Origin of the sequence: Paenibacillus alginolyticus DSM 5050 = NBRC 15375 (assembly GCF_000422905.1) — a bacterium.
Classification (GTDB): Bacteria; Bacillota; Bacilli; order Paenibacillales; family NBRC-103111; genus Paenibacillus_E; species Paenibacillus_E alginolyticus.
This window is the reverse complement of sequence record NZ_AUGY01000026.1, coordinates 32555-55099: the sequence shown is the minus strand read 5'-3', so window position 1 is coordinate 55099 and position 22545 is coordinate 32555. Positions and strand designations below refer to the sequence as shown.

The window sequence follows — 22545 nt, the reverse complement described above, 5'->3', positions numbered from 1 at the left end:
AAAATAGATGGGATCTAATTTTTCCATAAGCCAAATGGATCTAAAATGAGCTATAATAGATTTATAATATTCGTAAGCGTTTTCAATTGATGGAGCGCATGCTCACCACGAAAAGTGTTACCAAGGCAAAATCAAGGAGGAACTAGGTATGAAAACAGGCTATAGTCTAACGCAAGTGCAGAACCAAAAGCTAACGATGACTCCTGAACTGCAGCAGTCCATTCATATATTGCAATTATCAAGCTATGAGTTGTCGCAGTACCTCCAAGAGCAAGCCTTGGAAAACCCCTTACTGGACATCGAATCTTTCACAAGTTCTTCTTTGAAAACGGGTAAATCTTCACAGCTGTCGGGGTCAATCTCAGATCCGCTATGGAAGGCGAAGGCGAAAGAGGAAACATTGGAACAGTGTCTTCTCAGCCAACTGCGGATAGCAGGGGTTCCCGATGATGTATATAAGACGGCAGCTTATCTGGCAGGAAATTTAGATGATCGAGGTTATTTACCCCTATCTATTTCGGAAGTAAGCACATTTTTGAATAAGCCAAAAGAGGTTGTTGAAGTAGCGCTATCTTGTCTACAGTCGCTGGAACCGCCAGGTATAGGAGCAAGAGACTTGCAGGAATGCTTATTGCTGCAGATTTCTAGGGATCCCGCAGCGCCGCATGGCACTTTTGAAGTGGTCAGCCAAAATATGCAGCAGCTTGCTCAGATGAAGCTGGATAAGATTGCGCAGCAGTTAGGTGCAACTCTCATGCAAGTGAAGGAAATCGTCACTTATATTCGCAATTTGAATCCACGGCCTGGTAAGGCCTTCAGCTGGATCGAAGAATCTTATATGATTCCCGATGCCACTATATATAAAGAGCAAGGGAACATCGTGATCCAAATGAATGCGGGTGCAATCCCCAAGACCTCAGTCAATACGGACTATTATAGCCATATCCAGCAGGCAGGTTGTCAAGATGCGGTTTCTTTTATAAAAGAAAAATGGAAAACTGCCGATTGGGTTGTGCGCAGCTTGGAGCAGCGGAAGATGACCCTGTACCGGGTCATTCGTGCTATTTTTGAAGAACAGCTGGCGTTTTTAGAGATCGGCGTACGAGGCATAAAACCCTTAACTCTAAAAATGATTTCAGAAAAGCTTGATCTCCATGAATCTACAATAAGTAGAACCGTTCAAAACAAGTACATTCGAACCCCCTATGGCGTGCTTGAGCTAAAATATTTCTTTTCCTCGGGGCTGCAATCGGATGAAGGTGAACTAACGTCTATCAAAACAATCAAGATAAGAATCAAGGAACTCATTTCACAGGAACAAAAGAAACAGCCGTATTCCGATCAAAAGGTTGTAGAAATCTTAACCGAAGAGGGCATTCGCATTTCACGCAGAACGGTGACCAAATATCGTGAAGAGATGCATATTCTATCATCTGCATTACGTAAAAATATATTGTAAGCATAAACCCGCCAGAGGCAATTCCTCTCGGCGGGTTTTCTTTGTCTTGAAGCTATGCAAAAAGTAGTTATTATTCAAATATGCATAAAATGCGGGTCAGTCCTAAAAGGATTCTGCAGTTAAAGAGCTTACATATCGCGGTTAAACCCTGTCCGTATCCTATATTAAGCCTTGGCACTGTTCTTGCTGATAGATAAAGATATCAAGATATCAAGAAAAATACACTGAATGAGGTGCCCGTGATGCTAAGTATCGACGCAAAAAGAGAAACAGTGCCTGCTACATCTTCAAATGAAAGTATGGAAGTTGAAAATCCGTTAACCGCCTTTCAATCCCTATTAAAAGAAGCGACTGACTTACTGCTGTATCCCGAACCCGTTTATGAATTGTTAAAAGACCCGATCCGATTTCTAGAAGTAATGATTCCGGTTCGGATGGACGATGGCAACACGAAAATATTTGCCGGGTACCGATCTCAGCATAACGATGCCATCGGCAAAGAACGGAAAACTATAGATTAATAAACAACTAAGACGCCGCTGCCAGGTTAAGCTAACGAGAGTTAAACTTCGTACAGAGGGCGGTTCCCAATGGAGCTGTCTTTTTCTTTTTTTGTGAGCGCACAATAGTTTTTGCAGTGAGAGCTGTTCGGTCTACTGGCGGTGAAGTCTTATGAAAGTCCGGCACGAGGACACCGGAAGTTTATGAAGGGACTTGCGACAGGAACATTAGTGAGTGAGGAAACAGATTTGCGTAAATAATATTATGACATTTCAACTTTTTTCTAGAAAGGAATGATCAGGATGATGCATAGCAGAATGAACTGGTGGAAGCTCGGTTTGGCGTTCTCCTTGATCTTCTCGCTGCCGCTTCCTGTTTCGTCCTTCGGGATGACGGACGAATCGATTCAAACGTTCTATCAGAGATCCAAATCAGGTAAGCTCATCAACTTTGTCGGCGATAGTACGACAGAAGCGGCGCAGGGACTATATGAACAGCTGGCAGAGATCTATGGGGCTCCCGGAGGCGTTCTGGAAGGGGCACGAATCCGTAACCGCGGCTCCAGCGGCAATACGCTGCATCATTTTGTTAACCAAATCGCTACCCACGGCAATACTCTTGACAATGTGATTCAAGACCAGGCAGACTTGTATGTCGTTTCTTATGGGATCAACGACATTCGAGAAAGTAGCTCTACGCAGATTAAAGCCGATCTGAAGCTCGTCGTGGACAGACTCTTGAAGGAAACTCACGGTGGGGTGCTGCTGCGCATACCGAATCCATTCTTATCAGTGAATCGCTGGAGCTATATTCATCTAGATATTGAGAACGCGCAGCTTTACTCCGATCAACTTTGGGACGTGTATCATAGCTTCCGGGACTATGATCCACGCGTCGATATTCTCGATATACCCAGCCTCGTATTTGGGCGGCAGGTTAGGCCGGAGCATCCTTTCATTCAGGATACAATCCATCCGAATGAAGCAGGCTACCGGACAATCGCTGATGCAGTCGCTCAGAAAATATCCGGCCAGCTGGTCAAGCCGAATTCTGAGGCTTTAAAACTAAATTGACCGAGGGACGGAGAACGATAGTTCAGGAGCTGCATTGAAGCAGTTCCTTTTTTTATTTCATTGAGGGACGGGCAGTAGAGTTGAGAATGCCTATTTTAAAATACTTAATATAAATAGGATGTTGATGACGCTACACGATTCGTGAAAACGCAAGGTGTAAATAAAAAGGGTTTTGATTTATTTCGAAGAGTTCAGGCGGGGTAAAAAATAAAGCCGCTCCCCAAGCAGTAAATGCTGAATAGGAAAGCGGCGTGTTTTTCACGAACCATCATAACTATGAATTTATACAATTATTTCAGCGTAGATGTATGAAATGAGTCAATTACTACCAACAACACGACTACCAGCATGCGCTGAGCCATAAGCTCACTTGGTTGTAAGGTAGAAAGTTCAATTCCTTTCATGGCGGTGCCTAAATTTTTGGATACGGAGGCTATTAGTACATAGTCTGTGTAATGGGTAGTCGCTGCGACAATGGCGCGGGCAAATATATCTGGACATTCAGATTTAAAAATGCCGGAACCGACAAAGATGCCTTCCGATCCTAGATGCATCAAAGCTGCATCCGCAGGTGTTGCTACACCGCCTGCCGCAAAATTGACAACGGGGAGCTTACCAGTTCTATGCACTAGCTCTAACAATTGTAGGGAGCTCCAAGTTGTTTGGCTTCAGCCATCAATTCATCATAAGACATACTTTGCACTTTTCGAACTTGCTGCTGCATCGTACGCATATGACGGACGGCCTCAACGATATTATCAGTACCTGGCTCGCCTTTCGTACGAATCATAGAAGCGCCTTCGCCGATTCGACGGAGTGCTTCTCCTAGATCTCTAGCGCCGCATACAAAGGGAACGGTTACTTGTGTCATGTTGTATATTCCTCCTGCAAGATGAATTCTACATGAATGGTACGATACCCCTATACTAGCAAATTGTATGCCAACCTTATGGATCAGGGATAACAGGATAATTGAAGCCAGTACATGCATTTGTGCATGGATTATTCAAAAATGCATCTTCAACTTATTTAAAGAGTCCTATCAGAGGGGCTGTTAAACGTGAGCTAAAAATCTTCTGCTAAGTGGCATCATTATTGCTAGGAAGTATATACATATGCTAATTTCAGCGTTGTTAATAAGGAGGATGCTTAATATGAGCACTAATAATCGACAATTTGTATCTATCTCAAGTTCAGTACCAGGAGTTAAATCACTGGAACTGCTTGAGCAAAGAAAAAGATATGTACCTAAGGGAGTTAGCAATAATACGCCAATTTTTGTTGAAAAGGCGGAAGGGGCCTTATTGTACGACGTAGACGGCAATGTATTTTTGGATTTTGTTGGTGCGATCGGTTCATTAAATGCAGGGCATTGCCCGCCAGAAGTTGTAAAGGCAATTCAAAAGCAAGCAGAATTATATCTGCATACTTGCTTCCATATTGCGATGTACGAACCTTACGTGCAGCTTGCCAAGAAATTAGATGAAATCACGCCAGGCAACTTCGAGAAAAAGACGATTTTTCTGAACAGTGGCGCGGAAGCCGTAGAAAATGCGGTGAAGATCGCTCGAAAATATACAGGGAAAACAGGCATCGTTTCGTTTACTCGCGGGTTTCATGGACGCACTTTACTTGGCATGTCGCTGACTAGTAAAGTAAAGCCATATAAATTTAACATGGGACCCTTTGCTCCGGCGATCTATAAAGCTCCGTTCCCGTATCCTTTCAACCGTCCTAGATCGATGACGGAAGAAGAATATGCAGATTTTTGCCTGAAGCAGTTTGAAGACTTCCTGTATACGGAAGTGGCACCAGAAGAGATTGCCGCGGTTATTATGGAGCCTGTACAGGGAGAAGGCGGATTTATTGTGCCTCCCAAATCTTTTGTGCAAGGTGTTTATAAGATCTGTAAGCAGAATGACATTCTTTTTATCGCGGATGAGATTCAGACAGGTTTTGGACGGACAGGTACGATGTTTGCCTCTAGTCAATTCGATATTGAGCCGGATTTAATGACGTTATCTAAATCGATTGCGGCGGGACTTCCTATTAGTGCTGTGGTCGGCAGAGCTGGGATTATGGATGCGCCTGGGCCCGGGGAAATAGGAGGAACCTACGGAGGGAGCCCGTTAGGATGCGCGGCAGCTTTGGCTGTTATTGAAATGATGGAGCGAGATGACCTCCCAGGGAAATCCAAAATCATTGGCGATAAAATCCGCAGTTTTTTTATAAATTTGCAAAAAGATGTTCCACACATTGCCGATGTGAGAGGACTTGGAGCGATGTGCGGAATAGAGTTTGTGGATCCGGCGACAGGAAAACCCTCGAAAGAGCTGGTGGCTAGCTGCGTAAAAGCTTGCTATGAAGCGGGCGTCATCGTGCTGAGTGCAGGCGTTCAAGGCAATGTGCTGCGTTTCCTCACGCCGCTGGTCATCACAGATGAGCAGCTTCAAGAGGGATTGGATATTATCGGCGAGGTTCTGAGGAAGTTAGTTCCTGCCAAATCAACGATGGGGGTATGATGTTCGTATGAAAAAACACTTATTTATTAATGGGAAATGGAAAGAAGCTACCGTCTATACCGATTTATTCTCGCCGTATTCCGGGGAACTTATTGCTCAAGTAGCTCAAGCAAATGATGAGGATGCAGAAGAAGCGATCCTGGCAGCTGAGGCTGCAAGTTCGATTATGAAGAAAATGCCTGCTCACGAACGCGCAGCAATTTTGGAGAAGACTGCGCTTCTGATGGAAGAACGCAAAGAGGAATTAGCCCGTCTGCTGGCGATGGAAGCGGCCAAACCGATAAGAACAGGGAGAACGGAAATTTCTCGAACGATTCACACTTACAAATTTGCTGCAGAAGAAGCTAAACGCATTCATGGCGAGACTGTCCCCCTAGATGCCGCACCGGGTGGCGAGGGGCGTCTAGCGTTCACCGTGCGGAAACCGCTTGGCATTGTGGGAGCCATAACACCATTTAATTTCCCATTCAACCTTGTTGCCCATAAAGTGGGGCCAGCGATTGCAGCTGGCAATACGGTTGTATTGAAACCAGCCGGCCAAACACCGTTAAGCTCACTTGCGCTAGCGGAGATCATGCTGGAAGCCGGTTTACCTGCAGGAGCTCTTAACGTTATCCCGGGCAAAGGATCAGTCATTGGCGAGAAGCTGGTTCGCGATCGGAGAATTGCGGCTATCACATTTACAGGCAGCCCTGAAGTGGGCATTGCGATGAGGAATAAAGCAGGGCTTAAACGAGTTACTCTAGAGTTAGGATCTAATTCAGCCGTAATTATCGACAGTAATGTGGACATAACACAGCAACTAGTGGATCGTTGTGTACTGGGAGCTTTCTCCTTCAGCGGTCAAGTATGTATCTCCATTCAACGTATTTATGTTCATGAAAGCAAATACGAAGTGTTTGCAGCTATGTTCAAAACCGCGGTAGAGAAATTGGTTATTGGTGATCCGCTTGAGGAATCTACAGACATGTCAGCTTTAATCTCCTGCAAAGAGGTCGACCGCATCGCGAGCTGGGTATCCGCTGCAATCGCGGGTGGAGCAATTGCTCTGTCTGGAGGCAAAGCATTGTCACCGAGCCTATTTCCGCCAACGATTTTGACGAATGTAGCTGAAACGGCGACGGTCTCGTGTCAAGAGGTCTTCGGACCCGTAGTGACATTGACTCCCTTTACCACGTTGAATGAAGCTGTCTCAGCCGTCAACAACTCTAGGTTTGGTCTGCAAGCAGGCATCTATACGAACGATATCAATGCAGCATTACGAGCTGCAGAAGATTTAGAGGTAGGCGGAGTGATGATCAACGACATTCCGACTTTCCGCGTCGACAACATGCCTTATGGAGGGCTCAAAGATAGTGGCGTCGGCCGCGAGGGTGTGAAATATGCGGTGGAAGAAATGACTGAGCTGAAGCTAATCAGTCTGAAGTTGTAATCATATTAAACTGACGCGAGTTCCGACGGCGTCAGTTTTTTTTGAAGATATGCAAGCCCGCTCAATAAGCGAAAGGCGCTAACAGCCCGCCGCGCCATCCAGCAAATGTATGATCAGTCAAAGGACCCGAGACGGAGCCTCAGGTTTTTCTTATGCGCAAAAAAAGAATGGAACAATGAAGTCCACTCAAAACGTAATCCATATCTATACTGGGAAAGTTTGCATAAAAAATGGGTAGGCAATGAAATTAAGGTAAAAACGATTATGCATTTTTTCATAATTAACCCAAATATGCATAACGGCTCAAAAGCAAGAGGTGCTTTTTCCATGGAAATCATATTTTCAGTACGCATATTCAAGATGTTGGAATGGTTATTGCTAGATTATTTACAGAAAAAACAGCAAGCTAAAAGGAGTTGGGTTGTTAATGTTTATCAAATATGAGGTGATTAGTCCTTTTCGTGGAATGGTTGAGAGTGTTCTTAGCCAAGAGTCCTCCTATGTGTATGAAGGGGAATCCATATTTGTAATCAGAACAGCGGAGAAGTTAGTTCATATTTCAGCGGAATACAACGGTGTTGTAACAGGACTTCATGTGCAGCCGGGTGATGAAATCATTCCGGGGATGATACTTGCTGATATGGGAGAGAGCATGTATACGATCTTAATGGGAAGTGATTAGTTGGGAAGAGATTCATCATTATCTAAAAGTTTGCGGCACAATATGATCAATTAGCATCTACTCGATATGTTGTGACTGCCACTCATGGGCCAAGTTCTCTACCGCATATACTTTAGTTGAGTATGATGCGAAAAGAGGGATAACGATGAGTTTGACCCCGATTGATTTCCATTCCGTCGTCCGAAGCTGTATACCTCAGGAAGCCGAGGTTGTCGTATTGAAGAGGGAGGGGAGCCCCTCGGCTATTATTTACGCGGATGTAGATGGCGATGGTCACCCTGAAATCACAGCCATGTATAGATATTTAGACAATCAGTATCTATTTTCGCTCAAAAACTATTCCGGTAACTGGTTCCCAATCGCCTCTGCCGCAACGGGTAGAATCCAAGCTGTAACGGATTTCGCGGCTGCTCCTGTGTCACGTAGAGAAGGTTGGGACCTGATTATTGGCTGGAAAAATGAGCGGGAATCCTCCTCCGAGCTCGATATCGTGCAGTGGACACCAACCGGTTTCCAACGGCTGATTCCTCCAGGAACTTTCTACAATCATCTGGAGATTGAAGATATGCCTGGTCGTGATGGCAGCAGAGACGGTCTTTGCGAAATAGCGCTGTGGGGGCATGAAAGGGATCAGGCTTACAATGTGGAAACGTATCGATGGGATCCTTACAGACTTGTTCCCATGCAAGATGTGTATTCGTATTATTTTCAGAAGGTGACTCGTTACTATGAGGATTTAACCCGTAATCATCCGGATGGGCAAGCCTACAGAAGTTATCTGGAGGATGCGCAAAGGAAAGCAAGAGGAAGCGAGTCATCATAGAAACATAATTAACCAGAGGGTTAACACCCGTCTGGTTTTTTGTGTCGTAATTTCTTAACCTCATTGTCCTAAAGTTAGACTAAAAATATCGTTATTCCTATGCTACATTTATGACAGATGTCTTAATATCATATAGCGATGAGGTAAACTCGATGAACAAAACGTTGAAGATCGGCATTATTGGAGGCGGCGGTATTGCTGGCGCTCATGTCAGAGCCTATCGTGAGCTAGCTGACGTAGAGATTGTAGCGGTAGCAGATGCGGTACCAGGCAAAGCGGCACAATTCATTGATTTTTGGCAAATTCCTTCGGCACAAGCCTTTGATGATTATCGGCAGCTGTTGGAATTAGACCTTGATGGGGTAAGCATTTGCACACCGAATGTGGCTCACCATCGGACGACGGTAGATTCTTTATTGGCAGGAAAAAACGTTATGCTGGAAAAGCCGATGTCCGTCACGCTGGAAGAAGCCGTCGAGATGGCGCAAACGGCGAAGAAAACGGGCTTCATGCTCAATGTTGGTTTCCAGCCGAGATATGATCCGAATATGAAGATTATTCAGGACGTGGTTCAGTCTGGTCAGCTTGGTAAGGTCTATTATGTTGAAACAGGCGGCGGACGCCGCAGAGGTATGCCTGGCGGTACATTTATTAGCAAGGAAATCGCCGGAGCAGGAGCAATGGCTGATATCGGTTGCTACTCACTAGATATGGCTCTGAATGCGATGGGGTATCCGAAACCGCTTACCGTATCCGCTTACAGCAGCAACTATTTTGGAACGAATCCGTTATATCATAAGGAAGCTAGTCGATTCGATGTGGAAGATTTCGGTGTGGCGATGATCCGTTTTGAAGACGATCTGGTGCTGAATTTCAAAATTTCCTGGGCGATGCATATGGACACGCTAGGACCAACGTTATTCCTTGGTACGGATGGCGGACTCAAAGTAACACCTGCCGGTAAAGGGCCATGGAGCGGAGTGTTTGATGGAAATGTGGGTTCCATTGCGTATTTCCACGATGTTCGCGGACATCACACGGAAAGCCAAATTCCGCTGATTGATCATAAGCTGAATTTGTTTAACGAGAAGGTCCGCGATTTCGTAGAGGCTGTCCGGGATGGCAAACCAGCACCGATTCCTGGCGAACAGATCGTTCGCAATCAAGCCATTATTGATGGCATTATTCGTTCATCGCTCATTAAACGCGAAGTTACGATCGAACTTCCTAATTAACTCAAAACTACACATTACTCTGGAGGTATTCTCATGTCACGTATTTTCCGTATTGGTATTATTGGTTGTGGAGGTATTGCAAACGGCAAGCATTTACCAAGTTTGAAAAAGCTTTCGAATGTTGAATTGGTCGCATTCTGTGACATCGTGCAAGAGAAGGCTGAAACTGCCGCTGAGAAATATGGCTCTAAAACCGCTAAAGTATATGAGGATTACAAAGAGCTTTTGCAGGATGCGACGATTGATATCGTTCATGTGTTAACACCGAATGATTCACACGCCGAAATTGCCATTGCTGCGCTAGAAGCTGGCAAGCATGTGATGTGTGAGAAGCCAATGGCCAAAACAGCAGCGGATGCTAAGCGCATGGTTGAAACTGCGAAGCGTACTGGCAAGAAACTAACAATCGGCTACAACAACCGTTTCCGGGCTGATAGCCAGCATTTGAAGCGCGTATGTGAGGAAGGGGAGCTTGGCGAAATTTATTTCGCGAAAGCGCATGCCATTCGTCGTCGCGCAGTTCCAACATGGGGCGTATTCCTGGATGAAGAAAAGCAAGGCGGAGGACCGCTTATTGATATCGGTACACATGCTTTGGATCTAACGCTTTGGATGATGAACAACTACAAGCCGAAAGTGGTTCTGGGAACGAAGTACCACGAATTGTCTCAAAAAGAAAATGCGGCCAATGCTTGGGGGCCTTGGGATCCTAGTAAATTCACCGTGGAGGACTCTGCTTTCGGTATGATCGTCATGGAAAACGGGGCTACAATTATGCTGGAATCCAGCTGGGCACTGAATACGCTTGAAGTCGATGAGGCTAAATGCTCATTAAGCGGTACGGAAGGCGGAGCTGATATGAAAGGCGGGCTTCGCATCAACGGTGAGAAACATAGCCGCTTATTTACAACTGAGGTGGATCTGAAAGCAGGCGGTGTTGCTTTCTATGACGGCGCTAAGGAAAGTGATGCAGATTTGGAAATGCGTACATGGATTAAAGCCATTGAAAATGATATCGATCCTGTTGTGACACCTGAGCAAGCATATGTCGTTTCACAAATTCTTGAAGCGATTTATGAGTCTGCACGCACAGGGAAAGCCGTTTATTTGAATGAATAGTGCGTCAAAGCTATAAGATTTATCAGGAGGAGCCTAGGCTCCTCTTTTTTAAACCCATTGAAATTTGAAAAAAGAAGTGGAATAGGAGTATGCTAGAATTATTGAAGGACCCAACTAAGAATTGAAGGAAAGGAAGCGTGAAGCGATGCATTTGGGATTACAGGGCAAGGTAGCTTTGATTACTGGGGGAAGTAAAGGAATTGGATTGGCAACAGCGATTTCCTTATCGCGAGAGGGAGCTAAAGTTGCGATACTCGCTCGGAATAAGGAGCAGCTTCAAGAAGCCGCTGTCCATATTGCTAATTTGACAGAGGGTGAGGTGCTTGCGATTCAAGCGGATGTGACCTCGGAAGCCGACTGTCAGCGTGCTGTGGAACAAACCATTCAGCGATTCGGGGGTTTACATATTCTGGTAAACAATGCGGGTACGTCTGCAGCCCAGCCTTTTGAAGAGGTAGGCACGGAGCTATGGCGGCAAGATCTTGAGTTGAAATTATTTGGAGCCATTCATTGCTCCCGTTATGCAATCCCTTACATGCGTCAAGCAGGAGGCGGTTCTATTGTAAATATAACGACTTCCGCATCCAAAACACCACCTGCTTCTTCGCTGCCAACATCGGTCAGCCGTGCCGCAGGCCTTGCATTAACGAATGCGATGAGCAAAGACCTGGCATCCGCCCAGATTCGTGTGAACACCGTCTGCATTGGGAAAATTCGCAGCAGCCAAATTGAGAGAGGCTGGAAGCGCGAGGCGCCAGAGCAGACTTGGGAAGAGTATGCATCGGATCCCAAGCATGACATTCCGCTCGGCCGAATTGGGAATGCGGAGGAAGCAGCTAATGTGATCACCTTCTTATCCTCGGATGCAGCTTCTTATGTTACTGGCACTTCCGTCAATATAGATGGCGGTAAGAGTGCGGCTCTCTAAGTTGATAAGCGAATCGAAGGGTGCTAACCCATAATCTTTTATTCATTACAAACAGTAAAAAGGCTGCATCTCTGGAAGAAATTCATTCTTCAGAGGAGCAGCCTTTTTCCATTCAATCTCGACAAACGCTTCCGTCCTACTGGACGTCATGGGCGTGTATAAGAATGTATTTTTTCATGGTGATACGAGTATGTTATGCTCTTCGCTTCTTTCGTAGATACCAGACCAACATGGAGATTGCGTCTCGGATCGAAGCGGTTTGGTGAAAAGCGAGTGTTGTTGTCATAAGCAAGAAACCTCCCTAACCCTGAAAGAATGTCATGCATAAACAGTATTACGTAAGAAAAGTATAAAAGGTTTTATTTTTTTTTTATGTAAATGATCACAAAAATAGATCCGCAGCGTGTGCTGTGGATCTGAAGGTGATTCATATGGATTTTGTCTTATTACCATACAAAAGTCTCTAATAGATGCATTTATTTTATCTCTTGACAGGTTAAACGTTTCAATTTAAGCTAATAGAGAATGTTAAACGTTTAACAAAGCGGAGTTGAAACAAGTATGAGCAAGCCTAAACAAGTCACAATTGTAGAAGTGGCGGCAGCAGCAGGAGTATCCATTGCCACAGTCTCCAATGTGCTGAATCGAGGTGGTATTCGTTCGTCCAAGGAGACGATACGCAAGGTAGAATTGGCTGCTGAGCAATTAGGTTATCGGCGGAATACGATGGCAGCGGGGTTAAGCCGCAGCAAGACGTATGAGATCGGCCTCATCTTACCAGGGTTAACGAATTACTATGGAGAGCTTGCTGAGCATTTGCAGATTGAAGCACATAATGCGGGGTATCACTTATCTGTGTTTTCCTCTGGGGGATTCGATCCGGATATTGAGCGGAGAAATCTCGAAGTTTTGCTGCAGCGCAGAGTAGACGGATTGATTTGTCATGGTCTAGCCATGGGATTCGAATCTACACGTTCGATCGTAAACAGCGGTACACCATTAGTCCTTATTAATGGTTGGAACTGGCCGGAGGATATTGCGTTAGGTGCAGTGAATTTAGGCTTTGCCGAGGCATGCAAACAATCCACTAAATTGTTGGTAGAACGTGGCTGTAAAGCGCTTTGCTATGTGGGCAGTATAGGTTCGAAAGTCATCGACGAGCAGCGCCGCAAGGGTTTCAATGCCGGGATCCGGCAATATGCAAGCGATGTCATTCATGAGATCGTGGACGCGAAAGATTTGGATATGGAAGCTTTTCTTTCAAGCTTATTACAGCGCCATGCGATGCCCGTAGGTATGATCGCTTTTGATGACCATGTTGCCCTGCGGCTCTTATCGGCAGCCAATAAGCTGCGAATTGCGATTCCAAGCCAGCTTCAGATTATTGGAATTAATAACGATTATATTGCTAAACAAAGTTATCCAGGTATATCAAGCTGGGACATTCCTTATAGCTATCAAGCCCAATCGGCCATTAACAAACTGCTGCATAAATTTGGCAATAAGGCTGAGTCAGGTGAGGAACGTGAGATCGAGGTCCCGCTTACTTTCATAGAACGAGAATCAACCAAATCATACAAAACGGAGTGAATCGATCATGTGGAAACAAGCCATTGAAGATGCTTTGCAAAAAACGAAAGTGAATATCGAACGTTTTGGGGATTTATTTCCTCACGTTAGTGAGAACGATGTGTATCATTTGAATCCGAATACAGATTGGACAGACGGCTTCTGGTCAGGTATTTTGTGGCTTGGCTACGAATATAGCGGTGACAAAGCGTTCCAGCAAGCCGCTCAGAAAACAGTGGAGAGCTTTAAGCGCAGACTGGAAAACAATGTTGCACTAGATCACCACGATATCGGGTTCTTATATTCTCTATCTTCTAAAGCGCAATGGATTATTGAGAAAGATGAAGCTGCGAAACAACTTACGCTGCAAGCTGCCGATGTGCTGATGAAGCGCTGGAGACCGAAGGGTCAATATATTCAAGCTTGGGGTCCTGAAGGGGACAAAGAAAATGGAGGACGTATCATCATTGATTGCATGATGAACCTACCACTTTTGTACTGGGCATACGAGCAAACTGGCGATGTCAAATACAAGGAGGTTGCCGTGATTCATGCGGATTTGAGCCGCCGCTATTTGGTTCGCGGCGATGATTCATCCTTCCACACGTTTTACTTTGATCAAGAGAGTGGTGAACCACTTCATGGCGGAACGCATCAGGGGTATCAAGATGGTTCAACTTGGACTCGCGGTCAAGCTTGGGGAATTTATGGATTCGCGCTTTCGTACTACTATACGAAAAACCCGCTTTACTTAGAAACATCCAAGCGCTTAGCGCGTTACTTCTTTGACCGCTTGCCGCAGGATGATGTGGTTTACTGGGATTTCAATGCGCCGGTGAACGCAGAAACGAACCGTGATAGCTCAGCGTCTGCGATTGCTTCAGCGGGAGCCTTAGAGCTATTGGAACACTTGGCTGCTGATGATGCTGACCGTGCATATTTGGAAAATGCGATTCAGCGCTCCATGACTGGGCTAGTTAAATCCTACGCAACCATTGGCAAGCCTGATGCTCAAGGCTTCATCGAACGCGGTTCCTATCACGTTCGTGGTGGAAGTGCTCCAGATGATTACATGATCTGGGGTGACTATTACTATTTAGAAGCTCTCGTACGGATGGAAAAAGGAATCAAAGGTTACTGGTATGAGTAATCAAGCTGCAGCCTGCAATGACCGTGCATATTGGTTGGCTACGATGCAACGCATCGCTGATCCTGTGATAAAGGCATTGGCATCTAGAAAGCTGCGCGCAACAATGCCAGTAGAGAATAAAAAAGAAGAGCAGCTCCAGTATTCGCATCTAGAAGCATTCGCACGAACACTGGTAGGCATGGCACCGTGGTTAGAAAGTCCAGCTCAAGATGCCGAGGAAGAGAAGCTACGCATTCACTACGGCGAGCTAGTCCGAGCTGGTCTGGACGCTGCGACGGATCCAGAGTCGCCTGATTTTTTGAACTTTTCCAAAGGCATGCAGCCGATTGTAGATACAGCATTCCTGGCTAATGCGATCCTAAGAGCCCCTAATACGCTTTGGCATCAGTTGGATAGCCGCGTTCAGGGCAATCTGGTGAAAGCCATGAAGGCAACAAGAACGCGCAAACCAGGTTTCAACAACTGGCTCTTGTTCGCTGCTATGACCGAAACGGCTTTAGGGGTGATTGGCGAGGATTGGGATGCCATGCGCGTGGATTTTGCCCTTAAACAGCACGAGCAGTGGTATCTAGGTGATGGGATGTACGGCGATGGTCCGCACTATCATGCCGATTATTACAACAGTTTCGTCATTCAACCCATGTTGGTTGATATCGTTGAGCATGTACATGGGCATTACGATGATTGGGCTGGAATGCGCGAGAATATTTTGATTAGAGCACGGCGTTATGCGGCCGTGCAGGAACGATCGATTTCACCTGAGGGGACGTTTCCTGTTACTGGTCGGTCGCTTGCTTATCGTTTTGGCGCTTTTCAATCACTTGCACACATGTCGCTGCGACGTGAACTACCCGATGGTGTTGCGCCAGCTCAAGTGAGATGCGCACTAAGTTCGGTCATTCACAGGCTGATTGAAGCCCCAGGCACCTTCGATGAGGCAGGCTGGCTGAAGATTGGATTATGCGGACACCAGCCTGAGCTTGGCGAAACGTATATTTCCACAGGCAGCCTGTACTTATGTTCAGCTGTTTTCCTTCCGTTAGGATTGCCAGCAGATGACGAATTTTGGCAGGGGGCAGATACCCCTTGGACGTCTCAGAGGGTATGGTCAGGGCAAACGGTTGCCATTGATAAAGCGTTATAATCGATTGTTGCATAAAAAGCGTTCTGTTTCTTAATGAAACAGGCGCTTTTTTCGTGTAAACTTAGAATGACAACTAGCTTGAACTTAGGTCAATTAGCTGCTGAAGCGTATTTATCCACAAATAGCCTAATTGGACGGTTGTGGATAACTTTTAGATATGAGTGGAAAGAAAGTGGAGTGACTCCTTTGAATCAAAATTATCAATTAACGCTGCAGGAAGTACTGGGACGGCCCACTTTTCAGCATGCCTATATCGCGGCAGGTAAAGAGGGAATACAACGTCTAGTCCGCTGGGTACATATCATTGAAGTGATTCAGTTTGAACAACTGCTGCAAGGCGGAGAAATGATCCTTACGACAGGGGCTGCCTTCAAGAGCGATACGGATTTATTCATGACGTATCTGGAGCAATTGATCAATAAATACGTGTCATGCCTCTGCATTGAAATGGGACATTACTTGAGTTCAGTGCCACAAGAATGGATACAAGCGGCGGAATCCTATCAATTCCCGCTCATTATTTTTCCGCAAGCTGTGCGATTCATCGACATTACGCAGGATATTCATGCGCATATCATCAACCAACACCATAAAGCGCTTCAGGATTTGGAGAAAATATCGCGAGAATTCCATCGAATGACACTATCTTCACAAGGTGTTTCTCATGTACTGGGGCTGCTGCAAAGCAGTACCAAAGCTCAAGTTATTTATGTTCCTCTGAATGGACAGCCCAAGTTTATCCCTCATTTAGGGAGCCGGGAGTCAGGACAGTGGTTGGAATTTCTAGAAAGTCGTCTGGTCGAAAGCCCGAATAATGGTAATACAGCGGCTCCTTCCGTGATGGAAGTTGAGGGTCAAACGGTTATCGTACAACCCGTTGGGGCAATGGGCAAAACATGGGCGCATATTATCCTGGTTTTCAGCCGAAAGCCGCAGGAATATGAATACTTAATTCTAGACTCAGCCTCATTGTCTATCGCACAAGATTTGCTGCGCAAACGCTATATCGAGGAGCGTAAATTGTATTCACAGACGCTTTGGGTTGATGATCTGCTGCATCTGCGGATTCGTGACGAAGAGCAAATAAAAGTGTTGATTGGGACTGAATTTAAGCGGCTTAACGAGCTTCCCTATCACGTTATCTTAATCGAGTTTGAGCATGAACAAGCGGAGGGGGAAAACACGGAAGAGGAGGGTGTGGAGTCTTCGGGGATTCATCTTTCACTTGCTGTAAGATCCGTTTTCGAGCAGCATTCCTTTCATCCATTGATCACGTTGAAAAATAATCGGCTCGTCGTCGTAGCCTTTGATAAAGCAACAAAAAAACGACCGTCCAAAGAACGCCTTCAGCAGGTTTTCCAATCCATTCAATACCTGAAAGCCGAGGATGAGATCAAGTTAACCATTGGCGTTGGACAGAGTAATCGAAGTTTTTTGCAAGCTCACATTAGCTACCAAGAGGCGCTTCAAGCGATTTCGCTTGCTCCAACACTGCAAGGGAAGGTATTGTTTTTTGATGAGCTAGGCGTATTTCAATTGTTATTTCACATTCCAGATAAACAGATATTACAATCTTTTGTCCGCACCTATTTGGGACCGATCATCGATCATGATCAGATGAAAGGCAGCGAGCTCCTGCGCACGCTCAAGGTTTACCTCGACACGGATGGTTCTAAGCAAATCGCTGCCCAGCAGCTTTTTATCGTCCGACAATCCCTGTATTACCGTTTGGAAAAAATAGAAGAGCTCCTTGGAGCCGACTACATGCTGCCGGAAAAGCGCTTGGCGCTGCAGGTGGGGATACGGGCATATCAGCTTTTGAATCCGGAAATAAAAATGTGAAAAGATTTTGTAAACATTTTTTACAATTTGTCTAATGGAACGTCCATGGATCGGTCTTATACTTGGAGACGAGATAAGATTGATCCATTTTTTATGGGATCATCCAGAGAGGTAGATGCAGAATGATCATTGGGGTTCCTAAGGAAATTAAAAATAATGAGTTTCGTGTCGGCATGACGCCTAGCTCCGTACTATCTTACAAAAAAGCAGGGCATGACATTATCGTCGAAACCTTAGCAGGTCAAAGCATCGGATTCACAGATGAAGATTACACAGAAGCAGGTGCAACCATCGTTGCCTCAGCAGCTGAAGTATGGACGGCAGATATGGTCGTTAAAGTGAAAGAACCGCTCCCTGAAGAGTATGGTTATTTCCACGAGGGTTTGATTTTGTATACGTATTTACACCTTGCACCTGAGGCCGAATTGACGCACGCTTTAGCTCATAACAAAGTAACAGCAATCGCCTATGAGACCATTCAATTGGACAATGGCAGCCTTCCGCTGCTGACACCAATGAGTGAAGTGGCTGGACGTATGTCCGTTCAAATCGGTGCTCACTTCTTGGAGAAAGCACATGGCGGCAAAGGTATCCTGCTAGGTGGAGTACCGGGAGTTGAGCCAGGCAAGGTAGCTGTCATCGGTGGCGGGATTGTTGGTGCGAATGCGGCGAAAATGGCCATCGGACTTGGCGCCGATGTGAGCATCGTTGATTTGAATCCAGATCGCCTGCGTCAATTGGATGATCAGTTCCAAGGTCGCGTGAAGACGATTATGTCCAATCCCTACAACATCGCCGAGGTCGTTCGTCACGCTGATTTGGTCATTGGGGCTGTCCTTATTCCAGGAGCTCGAGCACCACGTCTCGTGACAGAGGACATGGTCAAAATGATGAGTCCTGGCAGCGTTATCGTTGACGTGGCAATTGACCAAGGCGGGTCCATCGAGACGATTGACCGCATAACCACGCATGATCAACCGACATATGTGAAACATGGTGTCATTCATTACGCGGTGGCCAACATGCCAGGAGCTGTTGCACGTACGTCCACGCTGGCTCTGACAAATGTGACAACACCGTATGGCTTGCAAATAGCAAGCAAGGGCTATGTGCGTGCAGCTCTGGACAACAAAGCGATTGCAAAGGGCATCAACGTGGTCGCCGGTCATGTTACTTACCAAGCTGTAGCTGAGGCACATGGCTACACGTACACTGATATTTACTCGCTGTTGCAATAGAGCTTGCAAACTATGAGGACTTTCGCTGCTTTGCGGAGGTCCTTTTTTTAGTTATGACTGATTAGGACAAGACGGGAGAATAGAGGCTCCTCGTTCCGCGAGCGCAATGTTAAGAGCAAGTTCTAACATATATAAGCTGTGTTTTTTACTTAATGTATGGATGGGTTCATTTTATGGACAAATAAGGGTATAATAGACGATCAATGTCGTTATTGAGGAGAATTATTATGAATAGAATCAAATGGATCAATATTGCGGCCATCATAGCTGGTTCTGCCATCATCGCTTTTGGTATCAATTATTTCAATCTTGCAAATGGACTGGCAGAAGGAGGGATAACTGGCCTAGCTCTTTTGCTCAAATATGTGCTCGGATGGAATCCCGCATGGACGAATCTACTCATTAATATTCCGCTTATTCTTATCGGTTGGAAAATGCTCGGACGCATTAGTTTCATTTATACAGTTGTAGGGATGTTATCGGTTTCGCTGTTTTTGTGGTTATTCGAGAGCTTTTCCATGCCCTTGCCTGATCCTCTGTTAGCTTCGTTATATGCGGGAGGGATTGTTGGACTTGGTTTTGGCATTGTGTTCCGTTTCGAGGGGATGACAGAGGGGACAGATATCATTGCGCGTCTGATGCAGAAGCATTATGGGATTGGGATCGCGAAGACTATATTAGCGCTGGATTTCGTCATACTGCTGTTGTCGCTGATTTATTTGGATCTCACGCGTGCGATGTATACGTTAGTTGCGATTATTGTTGGAGCTAGAGTCATTGATTTTGTGCTGGAGGGTGCCTCTGGCGCGCGGGCGGCTTTTATTATAACAGCCCAACCGGATTTGACAGCAAATGCGATTATGACGGAATTAAATAGAGGGATTACTTTTCTTGAAGGAAGAGGCGGCTATACAGGCAAACACAGAGAAGTGATTTATTGTATCGTAAGCCGCAAAGAAATCATCAAGCTGAAAACACTTGTACATCGCGTGGATTCATCCGCTTTCGTAACTTTCAGTGATGTGAGAGAAGTTGTTGGGAATGGATTCGCAAAGCAGGAGTAATCGGACTCTTGGGTGTTGCAGCTATATCAAAAAACAGCCCGTCCCTGAAAAAGGGACGGGCTGTTTTTTCTCTTGCTGAATGCTTAGAACGCAGGCACGATCGCGCCTTTGTATTTATCTTCAATGAACTTTTTCGTGTCAGCGGAGTTCAGTTCCTTAGCAAGCTTTTGCATCGCTTCGGAATCCTTGTTGTCCGGACGAGAAACAACGATGTTTACGTAAGGCGAGTTTTTATCCTCGATAAACAAAGCGTCTTTCGTCGGATTAAGATTCGCTTGAAGTGCATAGTTCGTATTAATTAGAGCCAAATCAAACTCGCCGATCGTACGTGGCAGCATGGCAGGGTCTAATTCTTTGATTTGAAGCTTCTTTTTGTTTTCTACGATATCTTGAACCGTACCTTTGATGCCAACGCCGTCTTTCAGTTTAATCAGTCCGTTTTTCTCCATCAGCGCAAGCGCACGGCCGGCATTAGAAGGATCATTAGGAATAGCGACGGAAGCGCCATCCTTCAATTCTGCAGCGGCTTTCACCTTTTGGGAATAAGCGCCGAACGGTTCGATGTGCACGCCAACTACTTTTACGAGGTTTTGTTTTTTATCTAGGTTATATTGATCCAGGTAAGGCTGATGTTGGAAAAAGTTAGCGTCCAATTGTTTTTCAAACACTTGCACGTTCGGTTGAACATAATCGTTAAACTCAATAACTTCAAGCTTCACGCCTTGTGCTTTCATTTTGTCTTTAAGGCTATTCAAAATTTCGGCATGAGGGACAGAAGATGCACCGACTTTAAGTGTAACTTCTTTGGCTGCTGCTGGAGCAGTTGAGGCAGCAGGTGCCGAGCTTGCAGGCGTTTCAGCGGCTTTCTGTCCGCATGCTGCAAGTGCAAGCACAACGAATATAGCCATTAATGATAGCGAAAGTTTCTTCATGATGAGATGACCTCCAAAATAATGTGTTTTATTTGCGGTTAAATTTAACGACCAATCGGTCTCCTAGCATTTGCAGGAGCTGAACGAAAAGGACGAGAATGACGACGGTCACGATCATGATATCGGTACGGAACCGCATGTAGCCGTAGCGAAGCGAGAGATCGCCAAGCCCGCCGCCTCCGACGACGCCTGACATGGCGGAGTAGGAGAGCAGGGCAACAGCCGTCACGGTAACGGCTGAGATCAGACCCGGGCGCGCTTCCGGCATCAGGACGCGCCAGACGATTTGCCACGGCGTAGCGCCCATCGATTGCGCGGCTTCAATGACGCCGCTGTCTATCTCGCGCAGCGCGGTTTCAACCAGCCGCGCGAGAAACGGCGCAGCTGCGATCACGAGAGGCGGGATCGCGCCCTGTACGCCGATGGTTGTATGCACGATGGCCTTCGTGATCGGAAAAACCGAGATCATCAGAATCACGAACGGTACGGAGCGCAAGATGTTCACGATCAGCGAGAGCACTCCGTAAAGCGGCAGATTTTGCAGCAGCTGCCCTTTGGAGGTAAGAAATAAAATGATGCCCAGTGCCATGCCGATGATGACTGTGAATAAGAGCGACCATCCCAGCATGACGAGTGTATCGCCGGTTGCTTTCATAATTTCGGACCAGTTAATGTCCCAGGTCATATTCATGGGTTGAGCAGCTCCACGTCGATTCCTTCTTGCTCAAGCTTGGCAATCACAGAATCGATTTCTTCTTGGTGTCCGCCTGTTAATTCCACAACCAATTGACCGTAAGGGACACTTTTCATAGAAGAAATAGTACCCTGAAGGATGGCAAAGGACACATTCGTCGACTTGACGGTTTCGAACAGGATCGGCTCATACGTTTTGGCACCGATGTAGGTAATCCGGATTACCGTTCCGCGCTTTTCTCCCTGTTTCACCATCGGATCCTGATCTGAACTTTGTGCGAAATCCGAAACTTGTCCGATGAACTCCTTCGTAACCGCATGCTGAGGCTTTAGAAATACGTCAAGCACTTTCCCGGTTTCAACAATCAAGCCTTTCTCCATAACAGCAACGCGGTCACAGATCGCACGAATGACCTGCATTTCATGCGTGATGAGCAGGATCGTAATGCCAAGCTTTCGATTGATATCGAGCAGAAGCGCAAGAATGGCATTCGTTGTCTGAGGATCGAGCGCTGAGGTCGCTTCGTCGCATAGGAGAATATCTGGATGATTAGCCAAAGCTCTTGCAATACCGACGCGCTGCTTCTGTCCGCCTGAAAGCTGGGCTGGATACTTTTGCGCGTGTTCTTGCAGACCGACTAAATCAAGCAGCTCCTTAATACGCGCTTGAATTGCCACTTGCCCCATCCCTGTCAATTTCAGAGGAAAGGCAATATTTTCGGCAACGGTAGATGAAGAAAGGAGATTGAAATGTTGGAAAATCATCCCGATTTTACGGCGTTTCGTTTGCAGCTGGCGAGAATCCAACTTTGTCATTTCTTCACCATCAATGTGAATGCTGCCAGAGGAGGGGCGCTCCAGTAGATTTACACAACGCAGTAATGTACTCTTCCCTGCACCGGAATGTCCGATGATGCCGAATATTTCTCCGCGATCGATATGTAAATGGATCTGCTGGATGGCCGGTACACGTCCCGGAATATCCTCATATACTTTTTGTAAATTTTCGATATGAATCAGGATGAATACCTCCTATTCCATGCAAATATTGGTGATTGTATATTTTGACCAACGGTAGATCATTTTATAAGAATTTGCAAGAGGATGCAATATCTAAAATATGGAAAACGAATATTTAC

Annotated in this window: 18 protein-coding genes and 2 pseudogenes; 16 read left to right on the top strand and 4 right to left on the bottom strand. The window is 45.9% G+C overall.

The genetic code is table 11. The features are described 5' to 3' along the window. The first annotated feature begins 148 nt into the window (after positions 1-148). The 3 genes and pseudogenes from rpoN to G519_RS0113795 all read left to right on the top strand — a co-directional run bounded on the left by rpoN (position 149) and on the right by G519_RS0113795 (position 3033). Complete coding sequence (gene rpoN, locus G519_RS0113805; protein WP_029195203.1) at positions 149-1459, top strand: RNA polymerase factor sigma-54; 1311 nt, start codon at positions 149-151, stop codon at positions 1457-1459. Between the two features lie 299 nt (positions 1460-1758). Further along, positions 1759-1956 (top strand): annotated as a pseudogene (locus G519_RS0113800) (Glu/Leu/Phe/Val dehydrogenase dimerization domain-containing protein); the annotation flags it as partial. A gap of 306 nt (positions 1957-2262) precedes the next feature. After that, on the top strand, positions 2263-3033 hold the full coding sequence (locus tag G519_RS0113795; RefSeq protein WP_029195201.1) for an SGNH/GDSL hydrolase family protein: 771 nt from the start codon (positions 2263-2265) through the stop codon (positions 3031-3033). A gap of 290 nt (positions 3034-3323) precedes the next feature. On the opposite strand, the pseudogene G519_RS42940 reads toward G519_RS0113795, so the two are convergent. Continuing rightward, positions 3324-3907 (bottom strand): annotated as a pseudogene (locus G519_RS42940) (pyridoxal 5'-phosphate synthase lyase subunit PdxS); the annotation flags it as partial. 280 nt (positions 3908-4187) lie between these two features. On the opposite strand from G519_RS42940, the gene gabT reads away from it, so the two are divergent. From gabT to G519_RS0113715, 13 genes are all read left to right on the top strand, one after another. Continuing rightward, positions 4188-5555: a 4-aminobutyrate--2-oxoglutarate transaminase gene (gene gabT, locus G519_RS0113780; RefSeq protein WP_029195198.1), complete on the top strand. Its 1368-nt coding sequence runs from the start codon at positions 4188-4190 to the stop codon at positions 5553-5555. 7 nt (positions 5556-5562) lie between these two features. Continuing rightward, positions 5563-6987: an aldehyde dehydrogenase family protein gene (locus G519_RS0113775; protein ID WP_029195197.1), complete on the top strand. Its 1425-nt coding sequence runs from the start codon at positions 5563-5565 to the stop codon at positions 6985-6987. Positions 6988-7414: 427 nt separating this feature from the next. Then, positions 7415-7669, top strand: coding sequence for a hypothetical protein (locus G519_RS0113765; RefSeq protein WP_029195195.1), 255 nt, complete (start codon positions 7415-7417; stop codon positions 7667-7669). A gap of 145 nt (positions 7670-7814) precedes the next feature. After that, on the top strand, positions 7815-8492 hold the full coding sequence (locus G519_RS42935; RefSeq protein WP_051253380.1) for a hypothetical protein: 678 nt from the start codon (positions 7815-7817) through the stop codon (positions 8490-8492). 152 nt (positions 8493-8644) lie between these two features. After that, positions 8645-9727, top strand: a complete 1083-nt coding sequence (locus tag G519_RS0113755; protein ID WP_029195194.1) for a Gfo/Idh/MocA family protein — start codon at positions 8645-8647, stop codon at positions 9725-9727. A gap of 33 nt (positions 9728-9760) precedes the next feature. Further along, on the top strand, positions 9761-10846 hold the full coding sequence (locus tag G519_RS0113750; RefSeq protein WP_029195193.1) for a Gfo/Idh/MocA family protein: 1086 nt from the start codon (positions 9761-9763) through the stop codon (positions 10844-10846). 145 nt (positions 10847-10991) lie between these two features. After that, positions 10992-11774 (top strand): SDR family NAD(P)-dependent oxidoreductase, encoded by a 783-nt coding sequence (locus G519_RS0113745; protein WP_029195192.1) that lies wholly within the window; start codon positions 10992-10994, stop codon positions 11772-11774. A gap of 561 nt (positions 11775-12335) precedes the next feature. Further along, the gene (locus tag G519_RS0113740) at positions 12336-13364 is read left to right on the top strand and encodes a LacI family DNA-binding transcriptional regulator (protein WP_029195191.1); all 1029 of its coding nucleotides are present in this window, start codon (positions 12336-12338) and stop codon (positions 13362-13364) included. A gap of 7 nt (positions 13365-13371) precedes the next feature. Continuing rightward, complete coding sequence (locus tag G519_RS0113735; RefSeq protein WP_029195190.1) at positions 13372-14493, top strand: glycoside hydrolase family 88 protein; 1122 nt, start codon at positions 13372-13374, stop codon at positions 14491-14493. Next, positions 14486-15637, top strand: coding sequence for a DUF2264 domain-containing protein (locus tag G519_RS0113730; protein WP_029195189.1), 1152 nt, complete (start codon positions 14486-14488; stop codon positions 15635-15637). Before G519_RS0113735 ends, G519_RS0113730 begins: the two co-directional genes overlap by 8 nt. 186 nt (positions 15638-15823) lie before the next feature. Next, on the top strand, positions 15824-17479 hold the full coding sequence (locus tag G519_RS0113725; protein ID WP_036632889.1) for a PucR family transcriptional regulator: 1656 nt from the start codon (positions 15824-15826) through the stop codon (positions 17477-17479). A gap of 122 nt (positions 17480-17601) precedes the next feature. Further along, entirely contained in the window at positions 17602-18717 is a 1116-nt protein-coding gene (ald, locus tag G519_RS0113720) for an alanine dehydrogenase (RefSeq protein ID WP_029195187.1), read from the top strand. A 227-nt stretch (positions 18718-18944) separates the two neighbouring features. After that, positions 18945-19781 (top strand): YitT family protein, encoded by an 837-nt coding sequence (locus tag G519_RS0113715; protein WP_036632887.1) that lies wholly within the window; start codon positions 18945-18947, stop codon positions 19779-19781. 83 nt (positions 19782-19864) lie between these two features. On the opposite strand, the gene G519_RS0113710 is transcribed toward G519_RS0113715, so the two are convergent. The 3 genes from G519_RS0113710 to G519_RS0113700 are packed head-to-tail and all read right to left on the bottom strand — an operon-like array spanning position 19865 to position 22426. Next, the gene (locus tag G519_RS0113710) at positions 19865-20713 is read right to left on the bottom strand and encodes a MetQ/NlpA family ABC transporter substrate-binding protein (RefSeq protein WP_029195185.1); all 849 of its coding nucleotides are present in this window, start codon (positions 20711-20713) and stop codon (positions 19865-19867) included. Between the two features lie 28 nt (positions 20714-20741). Further along, positions 20742-21404 carry a methionine ABC transporter permease gene (locus G519_RS0113705; protein WP_376768154.1) on the bottom strand — a complete coding sequence of 221 codons (663 nt, stop codon included), beginning with the start codon at positions 21402-21404 and terminating at the stop codon, positions 20742-20744. Further along, positions 21401-22426 (bottom strand): methionine ABC transporter ATP-binding protein, encoded by a 1026-nt coding sequence (locus G519_RS0113700; RefSeq protein ID WP_029195183.1) that lies wholly within the window; start codon positions 22424-22426, stop codon positions 21401-21403. The genes G519_RS0113705 and G519_RS0113700 overlap by 4 nt, the downstream gene beginning before the upstream one ends. Positions 22427-22545: the final 119 nt, after the last annotated feature.

Coding starts and splice junctions, on each gene's coding strand:
- G519_RS0113735 (WP_029195190.1), top strand. CDS start 13,372: ATGTGGAAACAAGCCATTGAAGATGCTTTGCAAAAAACGAAAGTGAAT.
- G519_RS0113750 (WP_029195193.1), top strand. CDS start 9,761: ATGTCACGTATTTTCCGTATTGGTATTATTGGTTGTGGAGGTATTGCA.
- G519_RS42935 (WP_051253380.1), top strand. CDS start 7,815: ATGAGTTTGACCCCGATTGATTTCCATTCCGTCGTCCGAAGCTGTATA.
- G519_RS0113740 (WP_029195191.1), top strand. CDS start 12,336: ATGAGCAAGCCTAAACAAGTCACAATTGTAGAAGTGGCGGCAGCAGCA.
- G519_RS0113795 (WP_029195201.1), top strand. CDS start 2,263: ATGATGCATAGCAGAATGAACTGGTGGAAGCTCGGTTTGGCGTTCTCC.
- G519_RS0113710 (WP_029195185.1), bottom strand. CDS start 20,713: ATGAAGAAACTTTCGCTATCATTAATGGCTATATTCGTTGTGCTTGCA.
- ald (WP_029195187.1), top strand. CDS start 17,602: ATGATCATTGGGGTTCCTAAGGAAATTAAAAATAATGAGTTTCGTGTC.
- gabT (WP_029195198.1), top strand. CDS start 4,188: ATGAGCACTAATAATCGACAATTTGTATCTATCTCAAGTTCAGTACCA.
- rpoN (WP_029195203.1), top strand. CDS start 149: ATGAAAACAGGCTATAGTCTAACGCAAGTGCAGAACCAAAAGCTAACG.
- G519_RS0113755 (WP_029195194.1), top strand. CDS start 8,645: ATGAACAAAACGTTGAAGATCGGCATTATTGGAGGCGGCGGTATTGCT.
- G519_RS0113765 (WP_029195195.1), top strand. CDS start 7,415: ATGTTTATCAAATATGAGGTGATTAGTCCTTTTCGTGGAATGGTTGAG.
- G519_RS0113715 (WP_036632887.1), top strand. CDS start 18,945: ATGAATAGAATCAAATGGATCAATATTGCGGCCATCATAGCTGGTTCT.
- G519_RS0113705 (WP_376768154.1), bottom strand. CDS start 21,404: ATGAATATGACCTGGGACATTAACTGGTCCGAAATTATGAAAGCAACC.
- G519_RS0113775 (WP_029195197.1), top strand. CDS start 5,563: ATGAAAAAACACTTATTTATTAATGGGAAATGGAAAGAAGCTACCGTC.
- G519_RS0113745 (WP_029195192.1), top strand. CDS start 10,992: ATGCATTTGGGATTACAGGGCAAGGTAGCTTTGATTACTGGGGGAAGT.
- G519_RS0113730 (WP_029195189.1), top strand. CDS start 14,486: ATGAGTAATCAAGCTGCAGCCTGCAATGACCGTGCATATTGGTTGGCT.